Raw genomic sequence first — 26,751 nt, 5'->3', positions numbered from 1 at the left:
CATGCCAGTCCTGCCCGCCTGTGCCTCCGTAGCAGCAAATTTCTACCATGTTCCTCTCACCACAATCGAGAAGGTCAGCGCTCACGCCAACGACGTGAATACCATCGGAGCGATGGGCATCCATCCGGGATGGATCCCCGTGCTGGAGAGAGCCGGCTTTGATGCGGCAGCCGTTGCGTCCGATGTCTGCATGAACATCGCGGCCGGTGCGTGGATTCTGGCGTGGAGCGGTGCCGGGTCGGACCGCGCGACATCCCAGGCACACACCCGTCCCCCGCTCTCCAGGCCTATCGGTTCGGAAACGCGAAGCTGTGCGATTGAGGCCGCGCGCCACTATCACATTCCTGAACAGCTTTACCTCGCCCTGCTGGCCACTGAGGGCGGCCAGGTCGGTCAGACACACGCCAACAGCAATGGCAGCTACGACATGGGGCCGGCCCAGATCAATTCCATCAATCTCCCCGATCTCGCCCGAATGGGCATCACCCGCGAGCAGGTCATCAATGATGGCTGCCTGAACGTGCATGTCGGCGCATGGATCCTCGCAGGCAAACTTGGCGGACAGGGTCCGGACGATCCGGCCGAATTCTGGCGACGCGTCGGCAACTACAACTCCGCCACCCCGGTCCATAACCATGCCTATCAACTCAAGGTCTGGAACAATCTGGTGGCCCTCGCGCGGTCACAAAAGGATGGCGGATCATGATGCCATGAACAGCCTATCATCCTTCCTTCGACCCACGCTCATGCTGCTCGCACCCCTGCTTGCGTGCAGCGCGCCACCCCGCCCCCAAGCACCACCTCTGTCCCAGCAGATGGCGACGCTTCTGGGTAGCATGAACCGCATCGGCCTGGTGCGCTTCCCCCTGGTCCGCCCCGGATCGGTGCTTCCCGCTGAATTCAACCGGCCGGTGAGCTGGCACTGGAGCGGCACCCTCGAACAGGGTGTCTCCGAGATCGCACGCCAGGTCGGTTACAGGGCTGATGTCGCCAATACGACATCAGGGCCGATCATCGCCATCAGCGAGGACAATGCCACCGAGGCGACACTTCTCGACGAACTGTCGGCCGCCTCGAACCCCACGGCCGAAGTGGATGTCGACATTCCCGCACACGTGATCAGGATTACCCCGCATGGCTAGAAAATTCGTATTGTCGCTGACAGCCACTCTCTGTCTCGGCGTGGCGGCCGCGCACGCCCAGTCAGCTCCCGTATCACTCCCTGTGCCGGCAGATCCCGTAGAAGAACCGGACGCGGCCAGCGCCATCGACAACCCGATCAGTGGGGCGGCCATCGCCCCCACGGTCACGGACAGCGACCGCCCGGCCTCTCTCGAAGCGCTGATGGCGATCCGGCCAGGATATTCTCCGCGCCCGGACACAAGCGCCGGACGCGACGATGCCATCCGCCAGAACGCCTGGGCTTATGGGGCTCAGGGCGGCACCGCCGCAAAGTCGTTCGCCATCAACGACATGCTGCGCCATTACGAGCACACGCTCGATCAGGAATTTAACTTCCGCCCCCTCGTCCTGCCGGTCAATGGAGGCCAGACCCTCCTGCGTCCACCCGTGGTGACGGAAGGACAGATGGCCATGGCGCTCGATCCGAATGGCCAGACAGCGCGCGAAACCGGCAGGGTCTGGCGGATTACCCGCCAGGCACAACTCGTCTCGGCCCCCCCACAGTGGCGCACCTGGCTTGTCAGGACCATCACCCAGCCTGAACCTCCTGCCGACGCCTTGCGACCCCGCACCCGTGAGGAGGTCGAGATCTGGCGCGAAGGTGTCGCGCGTGGCTGGGCGGCCGGAGAGCGGCTGGCCGTCGAGACGTTTCTTGACGACCTTGCGCGGCTTGAACGCGACATGATCGGGATGGGACGCTACCGCGTGCTGCTGAAGGCCGGGAAGGTCGAAGCCCCGGAAGTCGTCTTCTACCATCGCGACACGCAGGGTGGTCACGACGTCCTGCGCGAAAACGATACCGAGATCAGGATCCGCGCCCAGCACGGTCTCGATGCAAACCGTGCCCACTGGCATCTCGGAGCCACTGGCAATGAGTGAGCATCTGACGACCGGGACAGGACGCGACATCGACCCCCAGCACCTGATCCTGACGATTTTTGGGGCTCTCATCCTGACAGCCCTGATCGCCTATGGGCTGTGGAGGTCATTTCATACCCAGATCACCATCGGTGTCCTCGCACTCCAGACTGTCGCCCTGCGCATCCTCTGTGTGTTTTCGCACAACTACGACCAGATTCTGGCCAATGTCGGCCGGGCGCAGCCGCAGAAGGTCTCTGCCCAGACACTCTGGCATCTCTGCACGATCACAGGCACTGCGTTCCTACTGCCAACCCTGATCTGCCTCCTGTGCCTGATCGTACTGTGCGCGGCCCGCGCGCCCAAAACGCTTTTCCGGGAGCGCTATGGCCTTGAAGGGATGACCCGCGACCTCGCCCGCATCCATCCGATCGGTAAAGCCTGGGTCGGCGGCAATCCCAAACTCAGCGAGCCCGCCCCCGTAGGCCAGGCCCTGCGTCCTATGGACCCTGCCCTGCGGCCCGAGGAATGGCTCGCACGCTATGCCCCGGGCACAGGAGAGACGACCGAACGCGCCGCACAGGTCTTTGCAGCACTTGAAGCTCAGCTTGGCGCGCGCTGGACAGACCCACTCTCACTCAGCGCCGTTGAACTCGCCCTGTTCATGGCCTTCGCTGAATATGGCGCACGCCGCAAGGCCGAAGGGCTGAAGCTGCTTGAAGGGCTTTCCGAAGCCCTTGCCGGCAACTGGAAAAAAGGTGCCATTGATCACCCGCTGACCCTTGGCCCGGCCTATATCCGCCGTCTCAAAAGCGCCTATTCCGCGGGTCACTGGGATGATGCGCTGGCGCTCGCGGGCCGCCACGCCTTTGTCCGGCCCGCCCTGATGTCTCTGCTGCAGAATGCCAGACGGAAATCAGGTGTCGCCAATCCCAGCCTTTTCGCGGTCGTGCAGCTCGTCGACCGCGATCTCTGGCTGATCCTTTCAGCCCTCGCCTACCCCATGCCCGGACGGCCCGTCCACGCGATCGTCACGACGACATGTACCGAAGCGAGTGCTGCGATGGAACACTGGCGGGCGGAATGCATCGCAGGCAGCCCACAGACCGCCCCGCAGGTCTCCCGAACCCTCACGACACTTTTTCTGACCGAGGACGCCTCCCGTGAAAACTGACGACCACCAGCTCAGCACACTCTATCTCGCAGCAAGAAGTGCCGCCGGTCCTCTGCGAAGCTGGGTGCTCAAAGCCTACATGCTGCCTGAAAACCAGCTCGACGCCAGCATGACGACATCGCTCGCCCAGATGGATCAGGTTGCGCGGTTTGGCACGTATTTCGGATATGACGTCTCCCGCGCCCCCGCGGCCCTCATCGAGCCTCTGCGCACGTACACGATGACCTTGCGCCAGGGCAGCAAAGCCCGCTCCGGCGAGGAAATCCCCCGCCACCTGTTCACCGTGCATCGCCGGATCGAAGCGCTGGTCACGGGCCCTGCCCGCGCCCCTGAGCCCGGAGACCTGGATGCTGCCGATGAATGAAACCCAGGAGCGCATTTTCGAAATCGGCGATACAGCGGATCTCGATACCCTGCTCATGCACTTCGCGGAAATGGGCGCGTCACGCATTCATTTCCAGACCGACAAACCGGTCTGGGTGCGCATTCACGGCCGCAATTACCAGGGCACCCGGTCCCGCTGGACGCCCGCCGTGGTTCAGGCCGCGATCAGCAAGGTCTATCGCAGCGAGACGGCCACCGTTTTCCTCAAGGACGCAACCGCACTCGACGGCTCCTACGTCCTGTGGCCAGACCGCCGCAAGCGGCGCTACGCCTTCCGCTACAACACCGTGGCCGCAACGATCGGCGCGAGCCAGGGCTTTGGCATGGTCCTGCGTCCCCTTCCTGAAATCCCAACACCGCTGGAAGAACAGAATGTCGAGCCGCGCCTGCTCGAAGCTCTTGAAGGCGAGGACGGCGGCTACTGGATCTGCGGCAAGACCGGCAGCGGCAAGACAACTCTCATGGGTGGGATCAATCGTCGCCGCCTCGAAGATCCCGACTGCCATTGCGACCTGATCGAGGGCTCCGCACCGCTCGAACTGTTCTACGACCTCGTGAAGGCGCAACACTCCACGGTGCAGCAGGTTGAAATTCCCCGCCAGCTCAAAAGCTTCCCGAAATTCATTGAAGCCGCGATGCGTCAGGAGCCGACCGACATCACCGTCGGCGAGTGCCGAAACGAAGAGACGATGGAAAGTGCGATCCAGGCGATGCTGTCCGGCCACCGCACCATGTCATCGCTCCATACGTCCAATTGCGCCGCAAGCATGGCGCGGGCGGAAGCCCTCTGCCCGGCCGAGCGACGCGACAGCCTGAGCATCGCTTTTGTCGAGAGCCTTCGCCTGATCGTCAACCAGCGCCTGCTGCGCTCGACCGACGGCAAACGGACGACGATCCGTGAATTCCTGCCGGTCACACGTAAGGTCCGCGAGGGCCTTCTGAGCGCACCCCGGGGGAAATGGTCCGAGCTGACGCGGCTGTACGTCGAGGAATTCGGCCAGAGCTACGCCCAGTCGATCGAGCAGGTCTTCAGAGAGGGGCGCATCTCCGAGAAGATCGCCGCCGCAGCCATGAGGGATACTGAATAGATGTGGAGATACTCGGCCGACCCCGTTTACATCTTCGTGCTCGATTGTCGCGCCCTGCTGCCGATGGTGGTCTTTTTCGCGCATATGCGGGAATGGACGCTGATTGTCGCCGTTGCCGGCACGCTGATCTTCGGCTTCCTGGCATGGATGGGCCTGACCCTGCCCGTGGCTGGCCGCATGCTGCGCGTGCTCATCATCGGCGCACGCCGGCCAGCGCTCCCCGCCTGGAAAAAGCGGGCCTACGCATGATCGACATCGAGCGCCTGATCGATGCGCTGAGCGATCTCATGGCGGGCCGGGGCTACACGATAAGCGCAGACGGCACCGAACCCATGATGCCACGCCAGGCGCTGGCGCCTGACTGCCTCCTGCCTGTTCTGGTGCGGCTTGCCGAAGAAAAATGGCGGACCGATGCGGGAGCCGTCAGCTTCGGCCTCGCTATCGATCCGGATGACAGGGCGTTCTGCGGCCATACGCTCAGGGCCGTACATCACGCGCCTGTCGCCATCCTCGTGCTGTGTGTCGACCAGGTGCTCAGGACAGTCGCGGACGAAGAAGGCGTCGTCACCCTGGACGCCCTGCAGGCCCACGCCGCAGCACCCTGAGCCCGGTCACAAACCTTCCCCGCATACTGTCTGGAAACAGACAAGGACATTGAGACAATGCTGATTGTTCTTTCCCAAACCGACAGGCCCGTCACCGTCTATCCCGCAGGTCAACGTGTGCTGATCGTCTGCGCCGATACGAATTCCAGCGGGCATCCATTGCCCCCGCCTGCAACGGATGTGGATGCCACTGGAGCGAGCCGATTTCAGGAAAAAGCCAGATGGCGCCAGCGTGTCCTCCCCTGCACAAAACTGGGGATCACCCTCATTGCGACATTTATGGTCATCGCCGGTTTCTGGCACCTGTTCCACGCATCAGGGAGCCCCACAGCCCTGACACCTGAGCCAGACGCGCAGGCCATGCAGATGCCAACGACAATACCGCAGCGACAGGCCGGGATTCCGTTCCGGCCGACACCTCCCAAAACCCCCTCCATCGACCCCAATCAGGCTTTCGGGCTGAGGTAAGAGACCATGGCTGTCATCCGCCGCCGCATTGACGGCCCGCAGGACTTTCACGAACAACGCGACGGGATCGCCTATCGCGACACCCGCACGCTGTCAGCCCGCCTCATTGAAGCACTCCGGACAGAGGCCTCCGCACTCCCGTTGATCGCGGCGGCTGGCATTGCCCTGGCGGTCCCGGCCGTAACCACGGCCCTCGTGCCTGTCGCACTGGCCTATACCGGCTACGTCCTGAGCCGTCCGCTGGACCTGCCGTTGCGTCTGCCCGGGTTCGCGCGACGCAAGGATTACGGCAATCCGGTACCAGACCCGAAACGCCCGGGGGTGGAGATTCCCGGGCGGGCACAAGGTGACTGGCTCCTGGGGTGGGATGAAGTCACCGGACAGCAGGTCTGGGTGTCCGGCAACGACCTGACCATGCACGGCATCCTGCCTGGCGCCACCGGGTCAGGCAAAACACAGTTTATCTACAGCCTCCTGTGCAGCGCGCTTGCCCAGGGAACAGGCTTTACGATTGTCGACGGTAAGGCATCGAACAACCTCCCGTTCTCACTTGAGGCGCTCCAACGCAAATGGGGTGCTGCCGCGAACATGCGGGTCATCAACTTCCTTGTCGCCAATGGCGATCGGAAGAGCCATACATGGAGCCCGTTCGCCAGCGTCAACGCCGAAGGCATGGCCGAGCTGCTCAGGACACTGTTCCTGCCCGACGACAAGGGAGGGGGTAATTCCGCGCATTTCAGGAGCCGGGCTGACTCGCTGATTGGCAGTATGTCACATGTTTTCGCGTGGATGCGCGATCATATGGGCATCCCGGTTACAGCCGCCACCCTGCGGGTCAATTTCTCGGATATCCAGACCCTGATCGACCTTGTTAGGCGACAGGACGACAGCAATGCTGACCGGCACTTCGCCTATTACAGCATGGAAACCCGGAAAACTGTTCGGATCCCGCTGCCGGCGGAATTTCCGGAAGAACTGCTCCACCCGGTACGGTTCTACGTGCAGGAAACCGGCGGCTACTCGGAAGCAAAAGGCACGGCCGAAGGCCAGGACAAGGTCCGCGAACAGCACTCCTACGTCATCGGCGGTTTTGCAAAAACCTTCACGATGATGACGACGACGTATGGCCATATCTTCAATTGCGACATACCCGACGTCGATCTGCAGGACGTCATCTTCAACCGTCGCAATCTGATCGTTCTCCTCCCCTCGCTGGAAAACGACCCGGATACGAACGCCGCGATCGGGAAGACCTTTATCACGGCACAGCGTTACGCCCTCTCAGCGGCCTTGGGGGCGTCCATTGAAGGTGATTACGAGGACCTGGTCATCAACCGGCCTTCCGCGGCCGACACGCCGTATCTGATGCTTTACGATGAGGTCAATTATTTCGCGACCCGTGGCATCGACGTGATGATGGCCCAGGCCCGAGAACTGAACATGTCGATCTTCCTGTCGTTCCAGGAGGTCGGCTCCCTCTATGCAACACTCGGCCGAGACTGGGCGACACCGCTGCTGGGCAATCCAAAGCTCAAAATTTTCGAGAATATCGAAGACGCCACCGTTACCCGGGAATGGGTCGAGCAGACGGGCGGGACGATGCAGGTCGGTGTCCTCTCTGGTTATGATAATTCGCCCCTGGTGGGAGCTTATTCCGATCAGCTCCGTGCCGACATCCGCGAGGTGAAACGGATATCCTGGAGCGACATCCAGGCCCTCAGGCAGGGGCAGGCGATCGTTCTATTTCGAGGAAAACGGATCTACACGCGCCTGTTCTATGCCGGCATCAAACCCGATGGCCGCAACCGCCTTTATTCGCCCCTTCGGATCCGCAATCAGCGGGCAACAGCGCCAGCGGGCATCACGACAGCGGCCCCAGGCGCTTCACGTGTATCAGAGGCGCTTGCAGCAGGAGCCGACCTGGTTGAAGACAGCGATTTCCAGCACCCCGGTGGAGTGCTGGGCGAAGTCTATAACCGGCTGGCCGCCATTATCAGTAACGATACCGCCACACGAGACGACGTGTCGAACCTGTTTGGATTGCCTCTGCCAGAAGCGCCATTCAGGCCTTTCGAAGCCCTTTTCCGGGATCTACCGGCACCGCACCCCTTGGCCACCCAGTCTCGCGCCACTCTGGTTGATCGGCGGGTTAATCGCGAGCTGTATGAAACACTGGTCGCGTTTGAAATGAAGATGGGAGCACCGGAGGCAAACGCCAGGAACCAAATCGCACGGATGCTAAATCAGACGTTACATGCTGAGACATAAGGCCTTAATGCAGACCGGCGGTTAAGGGGGGGAAAGCGGAATGTCCGCAATGGAATTGAACGAGGTGAACAGCGGACATAATGGCAGCCCTAGAGGAAAGACCAACCCCTTCCCTGGTCGTATGTCATCACTTTTCCAGCGGATGTCATCGGAAAATGCGATGTGAATACTGCTGCGGTGTGTTCGGCAGCATAATTCAAAGCCCATTTTCGCGATATGATGGCTATCTGAGGATCTGCATCAAAAACGGCACTCCACTCCGGAATACATACCTGAATGGGGTGATGCATGACATCACCCGTGAAGAGCGCACGCTCCATACCTGATTTCAGCACGAGAGACGCGTGATGGGGCGTATGCCCAGGTGTGGGGTGAAAGGAGATTCCTTCAAGAACTTCGGATCCGTCTACGTCAATCTGATCCGCAAGATCCGCCGAGATAATCGGATCAACGCTATCAATGCGTGTCATGAAACTGGTTTTATTGCGGACGCTATCATGAGCCGGATTACTGAAAAAATCATATTCGGCTCTAGAAAAGACATATCGGGCATTCGGGAAGGTCGGAACCCAGATGCCATTTTGCAGGCGTGTGTTCCACCCCACGTGATCAACATGCAGATGGGTGAGAAGAACAAAATCGATATCTTCTGGTCGGACGCCAGCGCGCATCAGATTTTCAAGCCACACGGTCTGCAAGTGATCGAAAAACAGAGCAGCAGGTCGAGCCTTGCTATTCCCGGCCCCCGTATCCACAAGAATGTTCCGACCGCGATCCTTGATGAGCCAGCTATGAACGCTCAAAAGGACTTTCGTTTCTGAAGCATCCAGCGTTTCAGACAGATCAGGATAAGCCTGAAGTGCCGTTGCATCATCCCAGTCAGGAAGCAAGAGTTCTGGAGTGAGTGCTGCTAGCGTCAGATCCTGTATTTTTAGTATGCGGGCATCCCCTACAGTATACCACTGAAGATCGTTCATAATCCCAAGGCCCTCTTTTCGTTTTTATTTCTCAAAAGACACAGCGCTGTTGTCATGAAGGGAAAAGAGACTTCAATTCTTGCGGGAGTTTGCCAGTTGCATGGTTTGACAGGCACCCGAATAGCGGGTCCCATTCTTCAATGCGCAGATCACAAATCAAACCTTCTGATGCAAAGGGATCACCGGCAATCATCGCGTCAATCTCCTGCCGATTGGCACCTTTCATAATCAGAAAGCCGGAGCGCAGTGGGGTGCCTTTCAACGGACCGGAGGCCAGCAGACTACCTTCCTGAATAAGGCGCCTGAGATACAATACGTGTGCTGCGACATGCTGTCCCCATCCCTCGCCGTCAGGGTGGTCCATGCGCACAAGATAAACAGGCATTTCGAAAGACTCCATCAGAACTGGACTTGCCAATCGCTCGAAGCCTTCAGCATATTCCTCTTTTTCGCTGGATAAATTGTCGATACAAGACATCAGTCACAACTGAGGATGGTGAATGCTTGACCGGTTAACCAGCATGAAGATTTTTATCAAGGTTGTGGAATTGGGATCTTTTGCTGCGGCCTCCCAGCATCTGACTTTGTCGCCGCAGATGGTGGCCAAGCATATAGAGGCTCTGGAGCATCACCTTGGTGCTCGCCTGTTGCATCGAACGACACGTCGGCAAAGTCTGACTGAAACAGGACGGCTCTATTGCGAGCAATGTCGGCTTGTTCTGCAGGCTGCTGAACGAGCTGACAGTCTGGCAGCCAATACGCTTGGCACACCCCGCGGTACATTATCTGTCAGTGTACCCGTCACTTTCGGGCGAACAGTATTGCTGCCATTTGTTCACAATTTTCAGAAAAGATATCCAGAAATTCAAGTCCATTTGTCACTGACAGACCAACTGATTCACCCCACAATGGACGGTCATGAGGCTGTGATCCGAATTGGTGAACTTGAGACGGACCTTACAGTGGTCAGTCGCCCTTTGACGGCCTATCGTCGGGTCATCTGTGCAGCTCAAACCTATCTGGAAAAACACGGTTTTCCAGAGCAGCCCGAAGATCTGATGCGCCACGAGTGTCTCGTGTATGAAAATTCCGGCGGCCCTGTAACGACCTGGCACTTTTCTCAAGGAAGCGTTACGCGGCCTGTCACCGTCTCCGGGCGGATAATCAGTAATGATTCAAGTGTTCTGCATTCTGCAGCACTCGCTGGCGATGGCATTCTACTGGGTTATGAGCAGGCCCTGCTTCCAGATGTTAAAAGCAAACGGCTTGTCCGGCTTATGCCGAGGTGGACAGTTCCGGACAGGCCCATGCACCTGCTTTATAACGCAAGTCCGGTTATGACACCCAAACTGCGGGTCTTTGTGACTGAGCTTCAAGAGGCTTTCCAGCCTTAAGCCTCTTGTCGACGGTAGGATGTCTGTCTCCTAAGCTCGGTTAGCAATCAGTTTCTGTTCACCATCCCTGTTCAGTCGGAAGAACAAACAATTCTGCAACATCCATACGTGCAGGTGATTTCAGAGCAAAAAGAATACTGTCTGCTATGTCCTCGCCTTCGAGAAAGGTCATGGACGCTGCAAGGTCATCCATCTGTTTGCGGGAATCAGCATCTGTAATGTGGTCGTAAAGCTCCGATTTTACGGCTCCCGGCTGAATGCAGGTAACGCGGATATTATGCTTTGGTCCGATCTCCATTCTGAGGCCGTCTGAAAACGCTGTTACCGCAGCCTTGGTGGCGCAATAAACGGAGAGACCCGTAAAGACTTTCCGGCCTGCAATTGAGGACATGTTGAAAATATGGCCCGAATGCTGTGCGATCATCTGCGGAAGAACGGCTGCCGTTGCATTAAGAACACCGGATATATTGACGTCCACCATCTGCTGCCATTCGTCCACTTTCAGGCTGTCAACGCTGGATAGGGGCATCAGGCCTGCATTGTTGACCAGAACATCAATCCTTCCAAATTGGGCGATCAAGCTCTTTGCCGCTTCTTGACACGAGACAAGATCAGTAACGTCCGTCACCAGAGGAATGGCTCGACCGCCAGCCTTGGTAATTTCACTAACAAGCGTCTCCAGGCGATCATGACGACGTGCCGCCAGGCCGACTGTCATTCCTTCTGCTGCAAGTTTGCGCGCTGTTGCCGCACCAATGCCACTGGATGCTCCGGTCACCAGAGCAATTCTTCCTGCAATATTCATAATCTTCTCCACACGACGAGCCTTCAATCGGCCTTAATTGTCGAAGGAGGTGTAAATTATGCCAGAAGATATCTCGCTTGGCTTCTTGCTGAAACTATTGCGATTTTGCGCTATAGATAGTCGCGCATGGAAATGAGAGAGTGTAGCAGATGGTTTTGTCCCGCCTTCCTTCTCGGCGTGCTGCCAGTTTGACACTGGAGCAACTTCTCCCCGGGAAGAAAGTCGCGCAAAGTAAAGGGGATGTCTGGAAGGATGTTGACGTCCAGATATTCACTCGCCCGGTACAAAAAGACGAAATTCTTGTACCTGCCGTCGCAGAACCCCTGCTTGTTTGGGTTATCCGCGGAGAAGCAAATGTCGAAGAGCGTGAACTGACAGGGACTTGGCAGCAGAGCAAGGCAAGAGCAGGAACATTTTACCTCACGCAGACGGACACACCCTATCTGATGCGTTGGCAGGGCAAGGAAGACACTTGTTTTGAGGTGTTGCATCTCTATCTTGGACTTGAGCTTGTCGATCGAGCTGCCATGTCATTAAATCTGAATTCATCCCGTATTCGAATGTGGGATGTTTCGGGCGGGGAAGATGCTTTCATATCAGGAATTTTGAGTGGTCTGATAGCTGAAATGCAATCTTCCGTTATTGCAAATCCCTTATTTGTAAATGGCCTTCTGGAAAGTCTGACAGTTCATCTTTTAAGACAGTATGCTGATACCAAGGCTAAGATAAAGCGACGATCCACTCTCTTGCCCACATGGAAACTGCGTAAAGTTCTTGATCATATGGAAGCACATCTGGCTGAACCATTTGATTTGGATTGTCTCGCTGCTTTGTGTGGCATGAGCCGTTTTCACTTCAGTCGCTTATTCCGCACAACCACGGGACAAACCCCCTCTGGTTGGTTCATGCAGCGCCGCGTCCAGAAAGCATCAGAAATGCTTCGTAAGACCAATCTTTCCATTATCGAGATTGCCTTGAGGATCGGATACGACAGTCCAAGTCACTTTGCTCAGGTCTTCCGCAGAGTGACAGGTGTCAGTCCTCGTAATTATAGAAAACTGTAATCACTCTATGAATAAGGTTTCAGAAAACACCTTGGTAAAAAAGTTCACCTAAATACAGTCCCATTCCAAAGACAGCATGAGCGCTTATGCTGAGAAATAGTCCTTTTCCAGGATTGGGAGCCCTAAGCCCGAAAAAACCGCCGCCCAGAGCAGGTTTCATAAACAGAAAAGGCGCTAAAAGGGTAACAAGTCCGAAGAGCAAACCATTTAACAATGTGGGGACTGTCTTTGCTATGACCGCCACAAAACTGAGGTACAGTGCGGCATAAACAGCACCAATTAGGTAATGAAATACCCAGCCGACAGGCGCCTCTCCTTTCAGGGAGGGTCTTTTTCCAATCATTGGGTCATAGATCCTGCCGTCACGCCACCCTATGACCCAGCGGCCGGTGACAGGCCAGTTGGCTGCAGGAATTCCAGTCAATGGTTTCTGGGCCTGTTGCCAGATATCGGATGCAGCAGTCGCCACGACGCCGACTGTCAGAATTTCGAGCAAATTCATACAGCATGTCCTCGAAGTAAGAGTGTTCGCACACACTTTCATGTCACTTTTCGAGTTTCATGATATACTGACGAAATCGCACTCTAGCAACACATGAAGTTACATGAGACAAGATAACAGATTATCCTGTGCGCTCCACGTACTCCTGCACATGGCAGAAGCAGGTGGCCCCATGACGTCAGAAGCCCTGGCTCGCGCCCTTAACACCAACCCCGTGGTTGTGCGACGTCTTATGGGCGGTCTGCGTGAGCATGGATATGTACACTCCGAAAAAGGACATGGCGGCGGGTGGACGCTTTCATGCCAGTTGGATCAGGTAACGCTGCGAGATATTTACGAGGCTCTTGATGCCCCAAGATTATTCGCCATAGGGAACCGGAGTGTGGAGACTGAGTGCCTTGTCGAAGAAGCTGTTAACCACGCCATGAGTGGCGTCCTGGCCGATGTTAAGGCCCAACTTCTCGCGCGTTTTGGCCAGATTACACTTGCAGCACTTCATGCTGACTTCCATCAGAGGCTAGCAGAACGGCATGCTCCGGCCACGCTCTGCAAGTAAACCAAGGGGCGAATGGCTAGGATTGATGCAGAGCTTGTGTCTCCCGGAATTCAGATGTCGCAAACAGTGAGTGGTTTAAGCTACATGACGTTGCTGGCGTTTTAGCCAGGTCATGACGTCGGTTACTTCAATGCCCTGTAAAGCGTTGAAAGTCTGTTTCTTGTCCCATGCCACGCCAGTATCGCGTGCGAACGCAAGACGATATTTCCGTATTCCGTCATCAGGGTGTGCGGCGACTTCTGCGCGTAGCCTATCCATATCCCACAGTTCCCGAATGACAGGGCGGCCAAGGTAGTGCTCCATCTTTTCGGCGAGTTGAGCGTAGGAGAATGTATCCCCGGCAACGTAAACCACCTCGTTCTGGATCGGCGGTTTATGGGCGAGGATGCTCGCTGTAAGTCGTCCTATATCTTCGGAAGTGGTCACCGTCAGACGGTTATCCCAACTGCCGAGTGCGCGAATCTTGGCGCCTTGAAGATCCACCAAACCGAAAGCTGGCTCAAACAGAAAGCTGGTGAAGATTCCTGTCGAAATGATTATCCATTGGGTCGCAGATTGACCGCGCAGCAGGACCCTTACGTCTGATTGCTCATCAAATACTGGCTGCCCGCTACCACGTCCAACAACATCGTAATCGACACCAAACTGCCACGGCACATAACGGCCCACCCCAGCCTTCAGGACAGCACTGGTAATTTTACGCTGTGTACCGGGGCCACCAACAAACCCGGTACAACATATAATTGTATTGAACTTGGCGAAGAGGGCGGAGAGGTCCTCTACCGTTTCCGTCGAAAGATCAGCATAAACGATCTGCAGGCCTTTTTGCTTTAATTGTCGCGCAATATCCGTTCTGGTGCTTGCGCTTGATGGTCTGAGAAGAACGCTGATTGACCGAGTGCATTCCGCGTTCTGTTCAAGCAGGCCGGTGATGACAGCAAGCCCAAGCTCTCCGGCGCCGATGACAAGGGTTTCAGCGACAGGGGTCTTCATCTCTGGCATCAGGAATTCCTTATAATTATGAAGTTAAAATAAGACATGATGTAGCAATGAGAAGAAGGTACACGAGTGATACCGTTCGATAATCTGGACTTCGATGCCGTGATGGCTCAGTCGCAGGCAGCCTGTGCTGCTCTCAGTGACAACGATGGCGGGTTGAAGCGAGAAGTGCTTGCGCATGCCGGCAACAGATGGTCACTCGGTATTGTCCATATTCTTGGTGTTGCTGGTACTCTGCGGCACGCAGAGCTGGCGCGGCGGCTTGAGGGAGTTACCCAGCGTATGTTGACGCGTTCTCTTCGTCAGTTAGAACGCGACGGTCTTATTATTCGCCATGATTACGGTGAGGTCCCGCCACGGGTGGATTATACTCTCACTCCGTTGGGAAAGGGGCTGCTCGTAGGAATGATGCCTCTTTGGCGGTGGATTATTGACAACGCTGCGGCATTCAGAACGGCACGCGATCGGTTCGACAGTGAGAGGAATAGCACTTTCGTTGAGCCTCGTGACGGTCTGAATTAGCAACAGTGTTTAAGCGGCGGAGCTAATGCGCCATGGCACTCCGCTTTTGAGGATAGCGTTGGTGATTGTGACGAGAGGCCGCTCAAACACAGTTGCTAGCCGCCCCGGACGCCATCGCCCTGGAAAGCCATCTGGTCGAGTGCCCTGGCAACGCCGACATCCAGTTGGACCTGACCTCTTGCTGAACTACGCCTCCAACGTGGTCATGTACCCGCAATTCCAAGCCTACTTGCACCGGTGGCGCGGACCTCCGTCGAATGGCGCAGCAAAGCACCCAGCAAGTGCGGTGCTACGACTGCCCCAGTCCTCCGGCGATACTCGCCAGAATTTCGGCTAGGGAACACGGCGTGCCTCCGGTCAAACGCACGATGTCACCGCTGACGATGTCGTAGGCGCCACGCGCCTGCCGCGCCTTCATCGATACCACGGCATCGGCAACCACGTCAGGCAGACCCGTTTTGAGCAACCCGGCTCGCAACACCTCGGCGGGCATAACGTTCAAGGCAAAGGGCCGCTGGATCTGCTGTGCGACCAGTCTGCAGACCGCTTCACCACGCAGGGCTTCAGAGCCTGTCAGCTGATATATGGCGCCCTCGTGGCCCTCGCTGGTCAATGCGGCGGCGGCAGCTTTGGCCACGTCGCCGCGCGAAACGAAACTGACGCGGCTGTCCTCAAGCATCGCAAGCCCGCCTGCCGTCAAAGACATCCGCACCTCTTCGACCAGCGTCTCGGAAAAATAGCTCATACGCAGTATCGTCCATGCGGGGATCGCGCTCTTGATCAACGCCTGCTCACTGTGCCAATACGCCGCCCCAACGGCGGACTCCCCCTCACGCTGCGTCCCGGTTGCCGACAACAGGAAGACGTGACCGACCTCGGCCTGTGCAGCGGCATCCACGGCCGCCAACATCTGGCGCGAACGAATCCCCGGCCGCAGATCAGCCCCCGGAATCAACAACAGGCGATCTAGGCCCTGATAGGCCGCCACCAATGTCTCGGATTGGTCGTAGTCGCCTAAGCGACCTGCGTAGGTTCGATCGGTCTTGGGGGTGCGCGAAATCGCCACCAAGTTTTCGGCCGCAACCGTTTCCGCCAACGCCTGAACAACTGCGCTACCGAGCTGGCCGCTGGCACCGCTCACACCTATTTTCATCATCAGATTCCATGGTTATTTATGGTTCTTTAGGATAAATTTGTTCCTATAAGCTAACAAGTACGCATGAATTCATGCGTCAAGAACACCCAGGTTCCTGTCGCCCCAAGGAGTAGCAATGGAAAATGTAGAAGCTGAATGTCGCGGCCTAGCAGAGGTGATTGCACGCATTGGCGACAAGTGGACGGTCATGGTCTGTGGCCATCTCTCAGAAGGCACCCATCGTTTCAATGCGTTGAAGCACCGCATCCCCGGCATCTCGCACCGGATGCTGACCATCACTCTGCGCGGGCTCGAACGCGATGGACTGGTGGCTCGCAAAGCCTATGCTACCGTCCCGCCGAAGGTTGAGTACTGTCTGACCCCATTGGGGCAAAGCCTGACAGGACCTCTGGCAGCCCTGGCAAGTTGGGCACGCGAGAACCGTCCCGCCCTTGAACAGGCCCGCGCCGCATTTGATCGTCGTGCCGCGCAGGACTGAACTGGCGTTGAGGTGTGATGAAGCGCGCCGTCAATCAGCGGCGCATGCGGGGCATCATTCCATCAAGTTGAACCACTTAACCATGCGCTCGCTCAGGTGTTTGTCCAGAGATGTAGGTTCATTTTGCTACAGTATAATTACCAATATGCGCAGCATCGTGAGGCACATGAGCGGAAATTACTGGCAGACGGGAACAACGGTGACGGCATACGCGAGTATGTCGGACTTGCCACGCGCACATGTCCGGTTTTGGAAATCTTTATCGCGCCTTGTATGTCGAGGATGAAGGCGGCTACAGGCTGTCTGCTGCCATTCATTGAGCAGACAGGCAGATCGGGGGGGTACGCGGACAGTCCGCTGTCAGGTGAGTTGGGCAAAAAAAGCGGACGTTTCGCGAAAATCCGATTGGTTCAGAAACTGTTACTAGGCTGGATGAGGATTGAACCGTCGGGCTGAATAAAATGGATGCGACGAAAACGATACATATCCCATCCTGCCATCAAGCCGGTGCCCTCTCCTTTTGCTCCGACTATTATCATACCAACCGGACAATAGTGATGAGTCATATTGCGTTCATAATGCACAATTACCGGACCACCGCTGCAACCACTAAGATTGGCCCCGACATCTGGTAAGCGTTCATCAATTATAACTCGACTATCTCGGTTCGAGTCATAGGTCGCAATAATTTCGCGCTGGGTTATATCTTGCACATAGGTAAGTGATACAAATCCGGCAAACACAGCGTTGGTTGGCAGTGACGGTATTGCACATTCTTCCGGAAAGCCGCCAAAGCTGATAGGGGCGCTCTCAAGAGGCTTTGGGGGCGGCCAGTTCGCGCCACGACAATCCAGCGCCTGCGCTTCACTTTCAGCCAATTCATTTTCGGTGACCGAAAATGTTGCAATATCGAGATCTGTATTCCGGTCAATAATCTTGTTCAGAAGATCGAAACGAACAGTCCTGAGCAGGCATGTGTTGCTTACGTTTTCTTCTCTATCTGCCTCAAATACCTCAACAACATGATTCGCAGTCACGCCAATTAACCCGCAATCAAAGCGTAAGATAAAACACGATCCTCCTGATAGCAGTTTTGGCCAGGATTTTTTGTCATTATATCGAATTAGAGGACGTGCAATTTTCAACGTAAGATTACTGATTGCTTGATGCAGAGCACGTTCTTCCGATGTTGCAATGTAAGGAACACTCATTATCTTAATCTTACTATCTCAATTTATATCTGCGTAACGCAAAGTTGGCCTGCACACACGACTTTGCATCACATGCGGGTTTCTTGGTATTTGTATCATACACGACCGCGTAATTCCTGTGGACACAAGGATTAATTTTGGTTCCCCAAAATCAACCTTGTAATAAAGTCCGTTTTCAGGCGAACAACCTTAACGGCTGTATAGCCGGCATGGAGGCATAAGCTGCCATGACATCTCGCTCTCCGGGACAGCGCCAAGGCTCTTAGGTCGTGGGGCGAATACTGCACCAATCCGCGAAATTATGGCTCCGCCTCCGTTATACTGTCTAAAGTGCGCCGAAACGGCTCCAGCCGGTCCGCGAGATAAAGACGGTGCATCCGCCGCAATTCGTCAGGCGCACCTGGCATCGTGGGCGCGTCCTTCGAGAGCATACCGCGCAACACTTTCATAGTGTTCAGAACGACCGCAGAAATGTCTTTCGCCAGCATCTCACCCAACCCTGGTGCACAGACACGCAACGCAGCCGCAATTCCAACTATCGCATGTCCTCGTGCACGTTCGCGAATCTCCATCCTGTCGGTCCGGGCCTCCATCAGCGCGGACAGGGATTTCACGCGAGGATAAAGCGTGACAAGCAACTCGATCAGGACGTCCGCCAATGCTTCGGGCGACAGCGTGGCGGCACGTTTGGCGAGTGCCGCGTATTCGTCTTCCAGAACGGCGATATGCCGCTGCACCAAAGCGTCCGCGACCGCCTCCTTGTTTGGAAAGAAACGATAGAGCGAGCCGATCTTCGCCCCGGCGCGCGCGGCGATCTCCGCCATGGTCGTGGCCTCGTACCCTCGTTCCGCCATGAGATCAGACGCGGCCTCCAGCAATTCCTCAACGCGCTGACGCCCAGCCGCACGCAGCGGCTGAAGAGACGTTCTTTTACCCCTTGACGAATTTGAGTCCATCCTCAAATAATTCTCCTGCTTGAGTGTCTACTCAACTTACTAACGTTACCGCGTGTTCCGGACAATGGTTCGGGATGGCGGTTCTAACGCCGACAGGGATGTTTCTCCATGATTTCGCTTCAAGCCACCAAGACGGCTCTTGTCCTGATCGATCTCCAGAAGGGCATTACGGGGCTTCCCCTGGCTCCGACACCGGGTGCTTTGATTGTTGAGCGATCGAAAGAACTCACGGCGCGTTTCCGAACTGCCGGCGCTCCGGTCATTCTGGTCAACGTCGCGTTCGCGCTGGACTTTGCGGACGCGGTGCATACGGTCGTCGATCGCTCCTTTTCGCCGCCAGGCGGTTTTGCACCCGACTGGATTGAACTGGTCGACGGGCTTGCCGAACCAACCGATCTGCGCATCACGAAACGGCAGTGGGGTGCCTTCTACGGCACGGATCTTGACCTCCAACTGCGGCGACGCGGGATCACGACCATCGTGGTCGGTGGAATCGCCACCAATCTGGGTGTGGAATCTACCGCCAGAGCGGCGCATGAGCACGGATATAACGTCGTGCTCGTCGAGGATGTCATGTCCACATTCACCGAAGAGATGCAGCGCTTTGCCTGCGAAGAGATTTTTCCCCGTCTTGGCCGGGTGACGACGAGCGACGCGATCGCGCTGGATGCGTAAACGCATGGCTCATGTCTGCGCGTCTCACGGTTTCCCGCGAGATCATTCATGAACGCCAGAACGTCGTTGCCAGCCTTAGACCCGGATCAACTGCCTCCGGGCACCTGGAAAATCGTGAGCGTCGCGGCGGTCGGATCTTTCATGGCGCAACTGGACGCCACGATCGTCAATGTGTCGCTACCAGATCTCGTCGCGACCCTGCACGCTCCGTTTTCACACATTCAATGGGTGGTCAGCGGCTATCTGCTGGCGCTCGCCCTGACGTTGCCACTGAATGGATGGCTCGTAAGCCGCCTCGGGGGGCGAGCGGTCTATTTATGGTGCTTCGGTGCCTTCACGCTGACATCAGGCCTGTGCGCACTAGCGTGGTCTGCGCCGTCCCTGATCGTATTCCGTCTGCTGCAAGGCATGGCGGGCGGACTGCTCGCCCCTATGGCTCAGATGACGGTAGCTCGTGTGGCGGGCCGACAGATGCCGAGGGTCGCGAGCGCGATGACGGCACTTGTTCTGCTCGCGCCGCTTCTTGGACCCGTCGTCGCGGGCGCCATTCTCTCCATCGCGTCCTGGCGATGGATCTTTCTTCTCAATGTGCCGGTCGGGCTTGCGGCTTTTGCCCTTGCCGTTCTGTTTCTCCCTGACGATCGGCATGACGAGCGCCCCCGTCCACTTGACCTGACAGGGCTAGGATTTCTCGCGCCCGCTCTCGTCTCGTTTCTTTACGGCATGGATCATGTCGCCCGGCCTTATGGACAGGCGACCTTAGGCGCCTCCCTCGTGCTGTTCGTCCTGTATGTCCGATCCGCGCGACGCAAGGGTGATGACGCGCTGATCGACCTGCGCCTGCTGCGTGCGCCTGCCTTTTCGGTGTCGGCGATCATCATGTTTCTGACGAACGGGGTATCGTTCGCTGGTCAGATGCTTCTACCCATATGGCTGATCCACTCCTGCGGTGTCTCGCCCGAGCGGACGGGCCTGTTCATGGCACCCCTGGGTCTGGGGATGATGTGCGTCTATCCGCTCATTGGGCGTCTGAGTGACCGGTTTGACGCGCGCGATCTGACCGGTTGCGGGGCTCTTATCTCGTTGGTCGGAACAGTGATTTTGGTGGTGCTTGCCTATAGCGGTCTGAACGTTGCCCTGCTGAGCATAGCATTGTTGCTGCGTGGCGGCGGCGGGGGTGCCGTCGGCATTCCGGCGATGAGCGCGGGATACGCTTCGATCGCCCGCGCGGATATTCCGATGGCGACAACTGCGCTGAACATCATGCAAAGGATCGGAGGGCCGACATTGATTACAGCGTGCGCCACATTCCTTGGGTGGCGGCTTGCGACAGTCGCTCCGTCTCATGTCGTGTCAGAGGCTTATGCCGAAACATTTGGATTGCTCGCGTTATTTCATGGTACTCTGTTGCTCGCCACGCGCTTCATCAGGCCTTCGGAAAAGAAACGCCAGTTCGGATCGAACTGAATCTGGCGGGCATTGATACTCGCCTGAGAGAATAAAAATCACCCAGGCAAGATGGGCCTGCATCGTCCGCTTTGCGGTCATTCGTTTGTGTTTCGGATTGTCCGACATGTAGGCGACTGCCGCCTGTCTGCTTTGTTTTTTCTGAGTCGACAGACGGTCAATTATGTCGAGTAAAAACCCATTCATGAACGCGTCTCTCATCCGGACAGCACAGGCCTGATCCCTCCATGTGCACAGCAGATCCACACTGAAGAAGTGGAGGCGTCTGGACTGTGAGCGTGCCTCCAAAGGAACGTCCGCTAACATGACTAAGCTGAAGGCCTTTCTGGGCCGATAACCGAACATGTCTCAAGGACATCCCCTCAATCGCTGCCTCGGGCAAACCTAACCCAACGCCGGCTGTCTTGGCATTTATCGCAGTCAGATCTGTTATGGTCACATCATGAATATGCGGGGTCGTTGATGTTACTGGAGCAACGGGATCGGTCATCGAGACAGTCTGCTGCACGAGGCCGGGTTGCGGATCGTGAGATGATCGATCCTGATCTGGCTGGACTCCCTGACAACGACCATCCACATTGGAGAATTGGTCGCCGTAATACCTGAGATCCGTCCATGCTGCACATGCGAAAACTCAATCAGCCAAGGACGTGGCAGACCAAAACGTTACTGACATTGCCACTGCACGATCGCGCATATCGTCTCTATCCGCGCTTCGGTGGTGCGGCTTCCCCAGGTTCACGAGAGGGCAAAGCAGGGGCTCATCACACCGCTGATCGAGATTTTTCGTGCAAATGGGACCTGCGCCTATGTGGGAGATGGGAGCAATTTCTGGCCTGCAGCGCATGTGCTCGACGTTGCCCGTCTTTATAGGCTGGCCATCGAGAAGAGGGCGACGGGTGCTGCGTGCGGCGATCCGGAGTGGTGTGGAGCGCGCGGTGATGACGTCGTCTGTGGCGGCCGCAAGCCGAAGGGTCGGTAGCCCGGACTGCGCATGCGACGAGACGGTGTGGACCGATCCGGATCCCTCTGGTGTGGACGCCTATACACGCTCATATCCGGATCAGACGATCAATGTAGTCTTCCTCCACCTCTTGCTGGCGCTATTTACCCAGCCCATATTCCTGCCGTCGTCCGACACTGCTTAACAGACACGGAGGATTCCAAAATGCATTTTTCTCGTATGTTTCAGGCTGGCGTCTTTGTTGCTACACTGGCCTGCGGCGCGGCTGCCCTGCCTGCGCAGGCTCAGGATACGTTGCGCGTCGTTGATGCACGGGGACATCAGGTCGGTATCCTGGTCCCGGTCCAGGGCATCGCGACGACAGCGGCATTGCCTGATATCGACATGTTCGACGCCGTTAATCGCATGATGGCACGCAATATGGCTCTCATGGAGGCGGTCGATCGGACATTGGGCTCGCGGCTGGGCGGTGCCCTGCGCGCCGTTCCGGCTGTTAGTCATGATCTCCCGAAACAGAGCATGTCCTGGCAGCGTTTCGAGGCGGTCAGCACCGGTGGACCCATCGCCTGTACGCAGACGATCACGATCACATCAGACGGTCAGGCGGCGCCAATCGTTCATGTGTCACGCACCGGAAGCAACGCCTGTGCGGCGCTAGCCGCGCCGATAGCAGTTGACAATCTCGGAGATCAAAAGGCTGGTTCGACGGCTCTCACCCCCGCCGTCGAGACGCTGACGGAAGTCCCGACGAACGGACACGCTGGAAGCGCTCTATAAGACAGGTGGTGGCCGGAAAACCCCGGGCCACCATCATAGAAGGAAAATATATTGATTTTCTGCGATCATCGCCATGATGTTCAACGAATATCAACAAGCCCCCTGTAATTTCCGTCCGCAACATAACCACAAAAAATAAATACAAATATAAATAATAAAATTATTCATGAAAAACAATCTGGATTTCGTACCCCTTGACGAGGCAAGCATCTCTTCCAATCTTGCTTTCGCCGGACGCCATAGGGTCCGGCATAGGCTCTGTGAGCCAGACAACTGAAGTCCATGTTGCTTTCGGAGGATGTGGATGTCGACACTGAAAGGACTTTATTCCCGCTATCGCCGCTCCTTGCGCACAGCCGCCCGGAGATGGCGCAACCGACTTGAGGGAGGCGTATCATGGTAACGCGCCCCCTTTTCGGAGACGATCCGCTAGCTCCGCGTGTCCTCTCCATGCTTCGTCGCCTCAGTCATGACGGACGTGGCGTGACGCTGACGTCTCTGGTGGCCCATACCGGTATACCGGGGATCAGACTTCGCGCCACGCTGGAACGTCTGGTCCAGACGGGCGCGGTCGCCCCTGCCGGGTGTGATCCCCTGGCTTCTGATCTCGCGTTCCGTCTCCCCGTGCGGGCAAGAGCCGCACCGCCAGTTTCGGTCGCCGCGTAAGGCACTGACCGCGTCGGGTAGATCAGAAACGCCTTCTCCGAGCGGAAACGCCGTCTTTTCTGGAACGACCGCAGGAATGAGAGGGTGGAGCGGGGCCTTGCATCGGAGGCCCCGCGTCTCTGAAGATGAAATCAAAAGCAGCAAGAACAGGGAGATGTCGAGCTTTATCCATTTTCTCAACCTGAAGGCGCTTCAGCACTATTGGAATAACCATCCCCCCGTGCCCCGTTCACTGGGGACAATGAGGCCAGTTTGGTCGCATTCCGCCGGAGAGACGGAGCGAGCGGAACAGACGGCCAAACAACCTCGGCGCCTTCGGCAGAGGGAGAGACCACACGTCGCTGTGGGTCTCGTCCTCATGCTGCTGGTCGGAATGGCCTCGCAGGCATCGGCTCATGCGCCGCATGATGTGCTGTCGTGCGAGACAGAAAAGCAGCCGGTGAACATTCCATCCATGCCACTGGCCCGCGCCATCGAGATATTGGGCCGGCAGACCGGGTGCCCGGTCCTTGTCGACCCAATCCTTATGGACGGCCGGACCTCGGCAGCCGTCAAGGGCGCCTATACGCCTCAGGCCGCCCTCCTGCATCTGTTCGGGTCCGTGCATGTCGACGTCACCGCCACTGTTTCGGGCTTGAGCGTCAGCCCTCTGGATGCGACGGCTCTGATATCGCGCGACACGCGGGCCGGCCTGAGGACTGCATCATGACTCTTCGCGCGGGCAGGCCGAACAGAATTATGTCGCTTTCGAGCGTTCAGATCGACACAGAACTGGCGGTCCTGCTGGCCGACTATCTCGGTGACCAGGAAAAAGACCAGGGATATGACGTCCTCATGCGTCGGGCGGCTGACCACCGGATTTATGATCGGATTTCTCGCTGGAGAACCGCGTCTTATCCGGAAGTGACGACCGTCGCCGTGGTCCGAAAACTCCTGCCTGTCGCTGACCGCATGCACATGGCTAAGACCCTGGGTATGTCGTTGGGAGACCTCGAAAACCAGCTGACATTAGCCTTGCCAAAAGGCGTGCGAGACCATGCCAGAACATTGTCCTGTCGCCTGCCACGCTGGCAGCGGCTTTGAACCGGATGTGCGCCGGAAGGGCCACGACGTAGGAACTATAACTCAATTCATAGATGGGAAAACGGCTATGGAAGACCTCTCCATGAAACGTTCCTGGCAGAGCAGGGACTGGTCCCACTTCATCAAGCTGTTCAGGGGCCTGACATTCTACGAGCGTTTTGAACAGGCGATCATTCTGACCCTGATTGCGCTCATCATGCTGGTCACCGCCATCGCGACGATTCATCTGATCGGCGCGGTATGGCATCTGGTCGTCGATGTCGGAATCGATCCGATCAACCAGACGATCTTCCAGGCGATTTTTGGCGCGATCTTTACTGTTATCATTGCCCTTGAATTCAAACACTCCCTGCTGGTCGTTCTTGCCCAGCATGAGAACGTCATCCGAGTACGGACCATCGTCCTGATCGCCCTCCTGGCGATTGCCCGCAAATTCATCCTGCTGGATATGCATGATGTGACTGCCATGGAACTGTTCGCTCTCTCGGCGGCTGTTCTGGCGCTGGGCGTCGTCTACTGGCTGGTCCGCGAGCAGGATGCGCGTGTCGCGCGCGATGCCAGGGAACAGGCGCATCTCGAAGATAATCCTGCGCCCCGCTGTGAGCCTGAACGGTCTTCATCCTGAAGAATCGAGGTAAAGGCGGTCTATAACGCCGCCTTTACTCAATCCCCACTACGTCCCGTGCGATGAGGACGTCTTCTCCGGCGTCTCTGGCCCTGACGGTGCCAGATGATCTGTGTCGATGGGCCGGAACGGCGGAATGGGTTGTCCGGGATAATAGACCGGCCCCTTGTAGTTCTGATCCAACTGGCTTGCGTTCAAGCTGTCGACCAGCATATCACCCGTGCCGTCTTCGTAATGAGTGCGAGCCCCGGTTTTGGGGATTGTGGACGTGCCCTCAGTCGCCCTCGCATTGAACGATGTTGCAGCCGTCCGGACAATATCACCAGCATGTGCGCCCGACTGGCTCAGTAGAGACAAGCCCAGAGCAGCGCACGACAGAGATATTTTCATCCTCTTCATGCTCATGACCTTTCGAGATTCTTCCCCGGCCGGATGAATGGCCGGGGGAGAGTTTTCGTCACGCCATCAGGCTGCCTCTTTCCGCGCCTCGATCTGGGGTACGGCTTCCTCCGCACGTGTTGTAGAGGACGTAATCGCGATACGACGCGGCTTCATCGCTTCGGGTATCTCACGTTTCAGAGTAATAGACAGAAGTCCGTTCTCGAAGTGCGCATCGGTGACTTTCATATGCTCGGCCAGATCGAAGCGGCGTTCGAATTCTCTGCCCGCAATACCCCGATGAAGATATTCGGCGGCGCTTCGCGGCTCCGGCGCCTTTCGTCCTGTCACGACAAGAGTATTGCGCTCCTGTGTGATCGTAAGGTCGGCCTCGGCAAGTCCGGCAACCGCCATGTCGATCCGGTAATCATCCTCACCGGTCTTGACGATATCGTAAGGCGGCCAGTTATCGACCGTCGGAATCCGGCTGGCGAGATCAAGGGCATTGAGCATTCTGTCAAAACCCACGCTCGAACGGAACAGGGGAGCAAAATCAACGGTGGCTCTCATAGCCATATCCTCCTTTGAGCAACATGGACACAAGATCAAAACTGATAGTTCTGTCTGCCGACCCCTTCGGCGGCCGGCAAATTCAATCTGGGAACTCCGTGCATGGTGTCAAGAGGTATCAAAAATGCAGAAAGGCAGGTTTGGGCGTCCTCAATCGTTCGCGTGTTCAGAGTGGACCAGAACAATGCCTGATAGCATCGGATGGAAGTTGCTAGCCGCGGCATTCGCCGCGACCATGCTGAGTGCCGCTCCGGCGGAGGTCTGGCCGTGGATTTATGCTGGACCACCAATTGTCGTTCCACCACCAGTCGTGGTCGCGCCGCTAGCTGTCAGTTGGGGTGGGCGGTCTCCTTCAGAAGGTTTATCAACCGCCGGTATGGCACATCAATGCCGCAAGGAGGCCTTCCACCCCATCTGACATGTCTTGTTCTATGATACGTTCTCAGAAGGGGCTGCTTTTATGCAGCCGAGCGGAGAATGCACTCGGGTGGGAGGAAACTCCATCAGCTCATGGTGATTGCGGACTGTCCGCTTAGGAGCTTGGCGAATGGGGGCTTGTATGTCCGGGATGAGGCGAAACACGTCACCTTGACCACCCTCTGAGCCCCAGCCATGCCTCATTCAGAATGGCTTTGCCCACAGCGCAGTCTGAGGCGGTCCCTCTTGCAGCCAGGTTTCGCATCGCAGCATCGAAAACTTCCTGCATATCCTGCAGCGTAGCATCGTCACGAATAAACCCGGCCTGGCGCACGCGAGCCAGGACGCGGCTGTTTTCACTCGCGTGCCGCTCACGGAAGGCCTCATACTCTTCCTGTGAATCAAGACGCTCCGCCTGTCGCTCAAGCACGATGAGCGGCATCATGAGGTCGACGATTTCGGCCCCGATCAATTCAACCATG

At 57.0% G+C, this 26,751-nt stretch carries 33 protein-coding genes; 23 read left to right on the top strand and 10 right to left on the bottom strand.

Annotation, left to right across the window (positions count from 1 at the left end; translation table 11 throughout):
• Nucleotide 1: 1 nt before the first annotated feature.
• From J2D77_RS14010 to J2D77_RS13965, 10 genes are read left to right on the top strand one after another with little or no spacing between them, the layout of a single operon-like run.
• Nucleotides 2–706 (top strand): transglycosylase SLT domain-containing protein, encoded by a 705-nt coding sequence (locus J2D77_RS14010; RefSeq protein WP_207846932.1) that lies wholly within the window; start codon nt 2–4, stop codon nt 704–706.
• Nucleotides 707–710: 4 nt separating this feature from the next.
• On the top strand, nt 711–1,142 hold the full coding sequence (locus J2D77_RS14005; protein WP_207846931.1) for a DotD/TraH family lipoprotein: 432 nt from the start codon (nt 711–713) through the stop codon (nt 1,140–1,142).
• On the top strand, nt 1,135–2,061 hold the full coding sequence (locus tag J2D77_RS14000; RefSeq protein WP_207846930.1) for a type IV secretion system DotC family protein: 927 nt from the start codon (nt 1,135–1,137) through the stop codon (nt 2,059–2,061). Before J2D77_RS14005 ends, J2D77_RS14000 begins: the two co-directional genes overlap by 8 nt.
• Nucleotides 2,054–3,214 carry a secretion/conjugation apparatus DotM-related subunit gene (locus J2D77_RS13995; RefSeq protein WP_207846929.1) on the top strand — a complete coding sequence of 387 codons (1,161 nt, stop codon included), beginning with the start codon at nt 2,054–2,056 and terminating at the stop codon, nt 3,212–3,214. Before J2D77_RS14000 ends, J2D77_RS13995 begins: the two co-directional genes overlap by 8 nt.
• Nucleotides 3,204–3,578, top strand: a complete 375-nt coding sequence (locus J2D77_RS13990) for a hypothetical protein (protein WP_207846928.1) — start codon at nt 3,204–3,206, stop codon at nt 3,576–3,578. The genes J2D77_RS13995 and J2D77_RS13990 overlap by 11 nt, the downstream gene beginning before the upstream one ends.
• Nucleotides 3,571–4,686: an ATPase, T2SS/T4P/T4SS family gene (locus tag J2D77_RS13985; RefSeq protein ID WP_207846927.1), complete on the top strand. Its 1,116-nt coding sequence runs from the start codon at nt 3,571–3,573 to the stop codon at nt 4,684–4,686. Before J2D77_RS13990 ends, J2D77_RS13985 begins: the two co-directional genes overlap by 8 nt.
• The gene (gene icmT, locus J2D77_RS13980; RefSeq protein ID WP_207846926.1) at nt 4,687–4,935 is read left to right on the top strand and encodes an IcmT/TraK family protein; all 249 of its coding nucleotides are present in this window, start codon (nt 4,687–4,689) and stop codon (nt 4,933–4,935) included.
• The gene (locus tag J2D77_RS13975; RefSeq protein WP_207846925.1) at nt 4,932–5,291 is read left to right on the top strand and encodes a hypothetical protein; all 360 of its coding nucleotides are present in this window, start codon (nt 4,932–4,934) and stop codon (nt 5,289–5,291) included. The genes icmT and J2D77_RS13975 overlap by 4 nt, the downstream gene beginning before the upstream one ends.
• A gap of 57 nt (nt 5,292–5,348) precedes the next feature.
• The gene (locus J2D77_RS13970) at nt 5,349–5,759 is read left to right on the top strand and encodes a hypothetical protein (RefSeq protein WP_207846924.1); all 411 of its coding nucleotides are present in this window, start codon (nt 5,349–5,351) and stop codon (nt 5,757–5,759) included.
• 6 nt (nt 5,760–5,765) lie between these two features.
• Nucleotides 5,766–8,027, top strand: a complete 2,262-nt coding sequence (locus tag J2D77_RS13965; RefSeq protein WP_207846923.1) for a type IV secretory system conjugative DNA transfer family protein — start codon at nt 5,766–5,768, stop codon at nt 8,025–8,027.
• Between the two features lie 89 nt (nt 8,028–8,116).
• On the opposite strand, the gene J2D77_RS13960 is transcribed toward J2D77_RS13965, so the two are convergent.
• The gene (locus J2D77_RS13960; RefSeq protein WP_061470488.1) at nt 8,117–9,004 is read right to left on the bottom strand and encodes an MBL fold metallo-hydrolase; all 888 of its coding nucleotides are present in this window, start codon (nt 9,002–9,004) and stop codon (nt 8,117–8,119) included.
• A gap of 52 nt (nt 9,005–9,056) precedes the next feature.
• Nucleotides 9,057–9,404, bottom strand: a complete 348-nt coding sequence (locus tag J2D77_RS13955) for a YciI family protein (RefSeq protein WP_035375192.1) — start codon at nt 9,402–9,404, stop codon at nt 9,057–9,059.
• A 100-nt stretch (nt 9,405–9,504) separates the two neighbouring features.
• On the opposite strand from J2D77_RS13955, the gene J2D77_RS13950 reads away from it, so the two are divergent.
• A complete protein-coding gene (locus J2D77_RS13950) occupies nt 9,505–10,398 on the top strand; it encodes a LysR family transcriptional regulator (RefSeq protein ID WP_141262438.1) in 894 nt (297 codons plus the stop codon).
• 58 nt (nt 10,399–10,456) lie between these two features.
• Here the strand turns inward: J2D77_RS13950 and J2D77_RS13945 are convergent, their stop codons facing one another.
• Entirely contained in the window at nt 10,457–11,215 is a 759-nt protein-coding gene (locus J2D77_RS13945; RefSeq protein ID WP_227002534.1) for an SDR family oxidoreductase, read from the bottom strand.
• 137 nt (nt 11,216–11,352) lie between these two features.
• Here J2D77_RS13945 and J2D77_RS13940 point away from each other — a divergent pair, with 137 nt between their 5' ends.
• Nucleotides 11,353–12,267 carry a helix-turn-helix domain-containing protein gene (locus J2D77_RS13940; protein WP_141262437.1) on the top strand — a complete coding sequence of 305 codons (915 nt, stop codon included), beginning with the start codon at nt 11,353–11,355 and terminating at the stop codon, nt 12,265–12,267.
• 19 nt (nt 12,268–12,286) lie between these two features.
• Here the strand turns inward: J2D77_RS13940 and J2D77_RS13935 are convergent, their stop codons facing one another.
• Entirely contained in the window at nt 12,287–12,769 is a 483-nt protein-coding gene (locus tag J2D77_RS13935; RefSeq protein WP_061470491.1) for a DUF2938 family protein, read from the bottom strand.
• Nucleotides 12,770–12,872: 103 nt separating this feature from the next.
• Between J2D77_RS13935 and J2D77_RS13930 the strand changes: the two genes are divergently transcribed.
• On the top strand, nt 12,873–13,325 hold the full coding sequence (locus tag J2D77_RS13930; RefSeq protein ID WP_082782260.1) for an Rrf2 family transcriptional regulator: 453 nt from the start codon (nt 12,873–12,875) through the stop codon (nt 13,323–13,325).
• A gap of 75 nt (nt 13,326–13,400) precedes the next feature.
• Here the strand turns inward: J2D77_RS13930 and J2D77_RS13925 are convergent, their stop codons facing one another.
• A complete protein-coding gene (locus tag J2D77_RS13925) occupies nt 13,401–14,327 on the bottom strand; it encodes an aromatic alcohol reductase (protein WP_141262436.1) in 927 nt (308 codons plus the stop codon).
• A gap of 102 nt (nt 14,328–14,429) precedes the next feature.
• On the opposite strand from J2D77_RS13925, the gene J2D77_RS13920 reads away from it, so the two are divergent.
• Nucleotides 14,430–14,846 (top strand): winged helix-turn-helix transcriptional regulator, encoded by a 417-nt coding sequence (locus tag J2D77_RS13920; RefSeq protein ID WP_227001091.1) that lies wholly within the window; start codon nt 14,430–14,432, stop codon nt 14,844–14,846.
• A 289-nt stretch (nt 14,847–15,135) separates the two neighbouring features.
• Here the strand turns inward: J2D77_RS13920 and J2D77_RS13915 are convergent, their stop codons facing one another.
• Nucleotides 15,136–16,002: an NAD(P)H-binding protein gene (locus tag J2D77_RS13915; protein ID WP_061470493.1), complete on the bottom strand. Its 867-nt coding sequence runs from the start codon at nt 16,000–16,002 to the stop codon at nt 15,136–15,138.
• Nucleotides 16,003–16,117: 115 nt separating this feature from the next.
• Between J2D77_RS13915 and J2D77_RS13910 the strand changes: the two genes are divergently transcribed.
• On the top strand, nt 16,118–16,480 hold the full coding sequence (locus J2D77_RS13910) for a winged helix-turn-helix transcriptional regulator (RefSeq protein ID WP_007284623.1): 363 nt from the start codon (nt 16,118–16,120) through the stop codon (nt 16,478–16,480).
• Nucleotides 16,481–16,890: 410 nt separating this feature from the next.
• On the opposite strand, the gene J2D77_RS13905 is transcribed toward J2D77_RS13910, so the two are convergent.
• Both J2D77_RS13905 and J2D77_RS13900 read right to left on the bottom strand, forming a co-directional pair.
• Nucleotides 16,891–17,691: a hypothetical protein gene (locus J2D77_RS13905; RefSeq protein ID WP_058988286.1), complete on the bottom strand. Its 801-nt coding sequence runs from the start codon at nt 17,689–17,691 to the stop codon at nt 16,891–16,893.
• A 299-nt stretch (nt 17,692–17,990) separates the two neighbouring features.
• Nucleotides 17,991–18,647, bottom strand: a complete 657-nt coding sequence (locus tag J2D77_RS13900; RefSeq protein WP_141262435.1) for a TetR/AcrR family transcriptional regulator — start codon at nt 18,645–18,647, stop codon at nt 17,991–17,993.
• Between the two features lie 108 nt (nt 18,648–18,755).
• On the opposite strand from J2D77_RS13900, the gene J2D77_RS13895 reads away from it, so the two are divergent.
• The 8 genes from J2D77_RS13895 (at nt 18,756) to J2D77_RS13865 (ending at nt 24,904) form a co-directional block, all read left to right on the top strand.
• The gene (locus J2D77_RS13895) at nt 18,756–19,322 is read left to right on the top strand and encodes a hydrolase (protein WP_141262434.1); all 567 of its coding nucleotides are present in this window, start codon (nt 18,756–18,758) and stop codon (nt 19,320–19,322) included.
• 48 nt (nt 19,323–19,370) lie between these two features.
• A complete protein-coding gene (locus tag J2D77_RS13890) occupies nt 19,371–20,789 on the top strand; it encodes a DHA2 family efflux MFS transporter permease subunit (RefSeq protein WP_141262433.1) in 1,419 nt (472 codons plus the stop codon).
• Between the two features lie 688 nt (nt 20,790–21,477).
• Nucleotides 21,478–21,771 carry an NAD-dependent epimerase/dehydratase family protein gene (locus J2D77_RS17545; protein ID WP_331000171.1) on the top strand — a complete coding sequence of 98 codons (294 nt, stop codon included), beginning with the start codon at nt 21,478–21,480 and terminating at the stop codon, nt 21,769–21,771.
• Nucleotides 21,772–21,957: 186 nt separating this feature from the next.
• Nucleotides 21,958–22,530: a hypothetical protein gene (locus tag J2D77_RS13885; RefSeq protein ID WP_141262432.1), complete on the top strand. Its 573-nt coding sequence runs from the start codon at nt 21,958–21,960 to the stop codon at nt 22,528–22,530.
• Nucleotides 22,531–22,926: 396 nt separating this feature from the next.
• Nucleotides 22,927–23,196 (top strand): hypothetical protein, encoded by a 270-nt coding sequence (locus J2D77_RS13880; RefSeq protein WP_141262431.1) that lies wholly within the window; start codon nt 22,927–22,929, stop codon nt 23,194–23,196.
• Nucleotides 23,197–23,554: 358 nt separating this feature from the next.
• Nucleotides 23,555–23,905 carry a hypothetical protein gene (locus J2D77_RS17345; RefSeq protein ID WP_227001087.1) on the top strand — a complete coding sequence of 117 codons (351 nt, stop codon included), beginning with the start codon at nt 23,555–23,557 and terminating at the stop codon, nt 23,903–23,905.
• On the top strand, nt 23,902–24,279 hold the full coding sequence (locus J2D77_RS13870; protein WP_141262429.1) for a hypothetical protein: 378 nt from the start codon (nt 23,902–23,904) through the stop codon (nt 24,277–24,279). The genes J2D77_RS17345 and J2D77_RS13870 overlap by 4 nt, the downstream gene beginning before the upstream one ends.
• Nucleotides 24,280–24,346: 67 nt before the next feature.
• Nucleotides 24,347–24,904, top strand: a complete 558-nt coding sequence (locus J2D77_RS13865) for a phosphate-starvation-inducible PsiE family protein (protein WP_141262428.1) — start codon at nt 24,347–24,349, stop codon at nt 24,902–24,904.
• 465 nt (nt 24,905–25,369) lie between these two features.
• Here J2D77_RS13865 and J2D77_RS13860 read toward each other — a convergent pair whose 3' ends face one another.
• Both J2D77_RS13860 and J2D77_RS13855 read right to left on the bottom strand, forming a co-directional pair.
• Nucleotides 25,370–25,852, bottom strand: coding sequence for an Hsp20 family protein (locus J2D77_RS13860; RefSeq protein WP_141262426.1), 483 nt, complete (start codon nt 25,850–25,852; stop codon nt 25,370–25,372).
• 583 nt (nt 25,853–26,435) lie between these two features.
• Nucleotides 26,436–26,750, bottom strand: a complete 315-nt coding sequence (locus tag J2D77_RS13855; RefSeq protein ID WP_207846922.1) for a hypothetical protein — start codon at nt 26,748–26,750, stop codon at nt 26,436–26,438.
• Between the last annotated feature and the right edge of the window lies 1 nt (nt 26,751).

It is taken from the genome of Acetobacter garciniae (assembly GCF_017377735.1).
In the GTDB taxonomy this organism is placed as follows: Bacteria; Pseudomonadota; Alphaproteobacteria; order Acetobacterales; family Acetobacteraceae; genus Acetobacter; species Acetobacter garciniae.
The sequence above is the reverse complement of the archived record's forward strand: the minus strand, read 5'-3'. Positions and strand labels throughout refer to the sequence as shown.